Below are 3417 nucleotides of genomic sequence, written 5' to 3'. Positions count from 1 at the left end.
CCGCCGCCCCAGCCCCCCCGCCCCCCCCCCCTCCCCCCTCCCTCCCCCCCCCCCCCCTCCCCCCCCCCCCGCCCCCTCCCCCCCCCCCCCCCCCCCCCCCCCCCCCCCCCCACCACGCCCCCCCCCCCCCCCCCCCCCCCCCCCCCCCCCGCCCGGGCCCGCACCCTGTGGCTGCTGGACTCGGCCGCGGCCTCCCAGCTGCCGCGCTCGCTGTATCCGCCGGCGTCCCCGTGACGCCCGGCGGCAGCTAGCCGAAGGAGAGGAGACGGCGGGGGCCGACGGTCCCCGCCGTCTCCCGTATCCGGGCTCAGCGGCCGTACGCGTACCGGGGGCCGTACGGTGTCCGGCCGAGGTGCAGTGCCGGATGGTCCGTCAGGCGTATGCCGAACCGCCGCTTCAGTACGGCCAGTTCGTACAGCGCGATACCGGTGACCGTCACCGGGGCGCCGAGGATGAACACGATGCCGAGGGTGAGCCCGAGGCCGTGCAGATCGCCGGTGAACAGGTCGGGCAGGGCCATCAGCCAGGTGGTGACGATGGCGAGCAGGGGCGGCAGAGCGCGGTGCACGGCCGCCGTCCCGAAGAAGTTCCCGGTGACCCGCAAAGCCCCGGCACCGACGAACCAGACCAGCCATATGGACAGCAGGCCCGGCAGCAACATCACCGTCGAGCTGAGCGCACTTTGATGCTGGATCAGCAGCAGGGTCGCGGCGGCCGAGGCCACGAAGGTGAGCAGCAGTCCCAGGGCCCGCAGCAGCGCCGGACGCAGGGCGCGCAGCGGGCCGCCCTTCCGCCAGATCCACAGCATCACCCCGACCGTCAGCGGGGCGATCACCAGCAGGACACCGCAGGCGACCAGCAGGTTCTCCAGCATCTCCCGGACCGCGAAGTGGTGTTCCACGAAGGTGTAGACGCCGACGGCGGCGACCGTGCCCGCGGCCACCCGGAACCGCTTGAGCTGTTCGACGTCCGGGTCGAGCGGCTCCGGTATCCAGGCGGGGTGGAACACCGCCCGTGCCGCGTGATGGGCCTTCAGATAGTTGCGGTCACGCCGGTCGCCCGGCGCTCGGTACCCCCGTGCCACTGCCGCTCCCCCACGTAGTGTCGTTCATGATCATCGGGAGTGTACGGGACACCGGGCGGCGCACCGGCCGATGTCCCGCGCTCCCCGCCGCCGGTCAGCTACGGCCGCGCAGCTCCCGGTATGTGGCGACCAGCGCCTTGGTCGAGGCGTCGAGGCCGGGCACCTCGGCGCCTTCGGTGAGGGCGGGCTCCACGCGCTTGGCGAGGACCTTGCCCAGCTCCACGCCCCACTGGTCGAAGGAGTCGATGTCCCACACCGCGCCCTGCACGAACACCTTGTGCTCGTACAGCGCGATCAGCTGGCCCAGCACGGACGGGGTGAGTGCCCTCGCCAGGACGGTGGTGGTGGGCCGGTTGCCCTGGAAGGTCTTGTGCGGCACCAGCTCCTCGGGCACACCCTCCGCACGGACCTCCTCGGCACTCTTGCCGAAGGCCAGCGCCTGGGTCTGGGCGAAGAAGTTGGCCATCAACAGGTCGTGCTGCGCCTTGAGTTCACCGCTCAGCTCGGCCACCGGCTCGGCGAAGCCGATGAAGTCGGCCGGAATCAGCTTGGTGCCCTGGTGGATCAACTGGTAGTACGCGTGCTGCCCGTTGGTGCCCGGCGTGCCCCACACGACCGGCCCAGTCCCCCAGTCGACCTGCTTGCCGTCCCGCGCCACGTACTTCCCGTTGGACTCCATGTCGAGCTGCTGGAGGTAGGCGGTGAACTTGGACAGGTAGTGGCTGTACGGCAGTACGGCGTGCGACTGGGCGTCGTGGAAGTTGCCGTACCAGATGCCCAGCAGGCCCAGCAGCAGCGGGGCGTTGGCCTCGGCGGGCGCGGTGCGGAAGTGCTCGTCCATCAGCCGGAACCCGTCCAGCATCTCCCGGAACCGGTCCGGGCCGATGGCGATCATCAGGGAGAGACCGATCGCGGAGTCGTACGAGTAGCGACCGCCGACCCAGTCCCAGAACTCGAACATGTTGTCCGGGTCGATGCCGAACTCGGTCACCTTGCCCACGTTGGTGGACAGCGCCACGAAGTGCCGGGCGACCGCGGCATCGTCGCCGAGCGCGGTCAGCAGCCAGGTGCGCGCGGAGGTGGCGTTGGTAATCGTCTCGATGGTGGTGAAGGTCTTGGAGGCGATGATGAACAGCGTCTCGGCCGGGTCCAGGTCGCGGGTGGCCTCGTGCAGGTCGGCGCCGTCCACGTTCGACACGAAGCGGACGGTCAGGTCGCGGTCGGCGAAGCTGCGCAGCGCCTCGTACGCCATCGCGGGCCCGAGGTCGGAGCCGCCGATGCCGATGTTGACCACGTTGCGGATCCGCTTGCCGGTGTGCCCGGTCCAGGCGCCCGAGCGCACCCGCTCCGCGAAGTCGCTCATCTTGTCGAGGACGGCGTGCACCTTGGGCACCACGTTCTCGCCGTCCACCTCGATCACCGCGTCCCGCGGCGCGCGCAGCGCGGTGTGCAGCACCGCCCGGTTCTCCGTGACGTTGATCTTATCGCCGCGGAACATGGCGTCCCGCAGCCCGAACACGTCCGTCGCCGCGGCCAGCTCGCGCAGCAGCCGCAGCGTCTCGCCGGTGATCAGGTGCTTGCTGTAGTCGATGTGGAGGTCGCCGACCCGCAGCGTGTACCCGGTGCCACGGTCGGGGTCGGCGGCGAACAGCTCCCTCAGATGGGTGCCGGCCAGCTCCTCCTTGTGCTTGGCGAGAGCGGTCCACTCGGGCGTCTGGTTGAGCCTGGTACGGCCGTCTGCGTTCATTTCCGACTTCCGCCTTCTTTCGTGCCTGTCCCAGCGGTTCCAACCTAATTGATCACCCGGGGACGCGGGCCGCCATGGCGCCGTCCTCGGGCGCGGCAACGGGTGCGTCCGTTCCGCCGACGGGTATCAGCGCGCGGACGGAGCGGGCGGCACCCGGAGCGTGGGAGGCGGAGCCGGCCCGGCCGGCGGGGCCGCGCTGCTGCATCGGGGTGGTGCCGGTGGCGCTCCACTGGGGCAGGCCGGGCGCGGAGCCCGTGACGAGGAGCGCCGCGGTCCGCGCCGTACCGGCGCGCAGGACTGCACGCAGGGCGGCGGCCAGGGCGGCCAGCAGCGCGGCGGCGCGCCACAGCCGCCCGGAAGCCCCGCGCCACGCGGGCACCCCCGTCTCCCCCGCCGCCACCGTCGTCACAACTCCCCCTCGCTCTCGTCGCCTTCACAAGAACCGTAGAGGGTGCCACTGACAATCGGTCGGACGCGGGCGGCGGATACGGCTCCGGGGGGGGGGGGGGGGGGGGGGGGGGGGGGGGGGGGGGCGCGGGTTGTGTTTGTGGGTTTTGGGGGTGTTGCGCGGGGGGGGGGTGTCTAT

3 protein-coding genes and 1 pseudogene are annotated in these 3417 nt (G+C 72.0%); 1 reads left to right on the top strand and 3 read right to left on the bottom strand.

Features of this window, described 5'->3' with window-relative positions; genetic code table 11:
* Window positions 1–153 precede the first annotated feature (153 nt).
* Window positions 154–234: pseudogene (locus tag AC069R_RS21815) on the top strand (6-phosphogluconolactonase); the annotation flags it as partial.
* Window positions 235–307: 73 nt separating this feature from the next.
* On the opposite strand, the gene AC069R_RS21810 reads toward AC069R_RS21815, so the two are convergent.
* The 3 genes from AC069R_RS21810 to AC069R_RS21800 all read right to left on the bottom strand — a co-directional run bounded on the left by AC069R_RS21810 (window position 308) and on the right by AC069R_RS21800 (window position 3240).
* A complete protein-coding gene (locus AC069R_RS21810; protein ID WP_478768474.1) occupies window positions 308–1084 on the bottom strand; it encodes a hypothetical protein in 777 nt (258 codons plus the stop codon).
* Between the two features lie 94 nt (window positions 1085–1178).
* Window positions 1179–2831, bottom strand: coding sequence for a glucose-6-phosphate isomerase (gene pgi, locus AC069R_RS21805; protein ID WP_478768473.1), 1653 nt, complete (start codon window positions 2829–2831; stop codon window positions 1179–1181).
* 52 nt (window positions 2832–2883) lie between these two features.
* On the bottom strand, window positions 2884–3240 hold the full coding sequence (locus tag AC069R_RS21800) for a hypothetical protein (protein WP_478768472.1): 357 nt from the start codon (window positions 3238–3240) through the stop codon (window positions 2884–2886).
* Window positions 3241–3417: the final 177 nt, after the last annotated feature.

Source organism: Streptomyces sp. NPDC043952, from assembly GCF_056435325.1.
Note: the sequence above shows the minus strand (reverse complement) of the source record. Positions and strands in the feature narration are given on the sequence as shown.

What these genes read in the sequence shown, in the direction of transcription:
- pgi (WP_478768473.1), bottom strand. Translation starts at nt 2,831, where the DNA reads ATGAACGCAGACGGCCGTACCAGGCTCAACCAGACGCCCGAGTGGACC.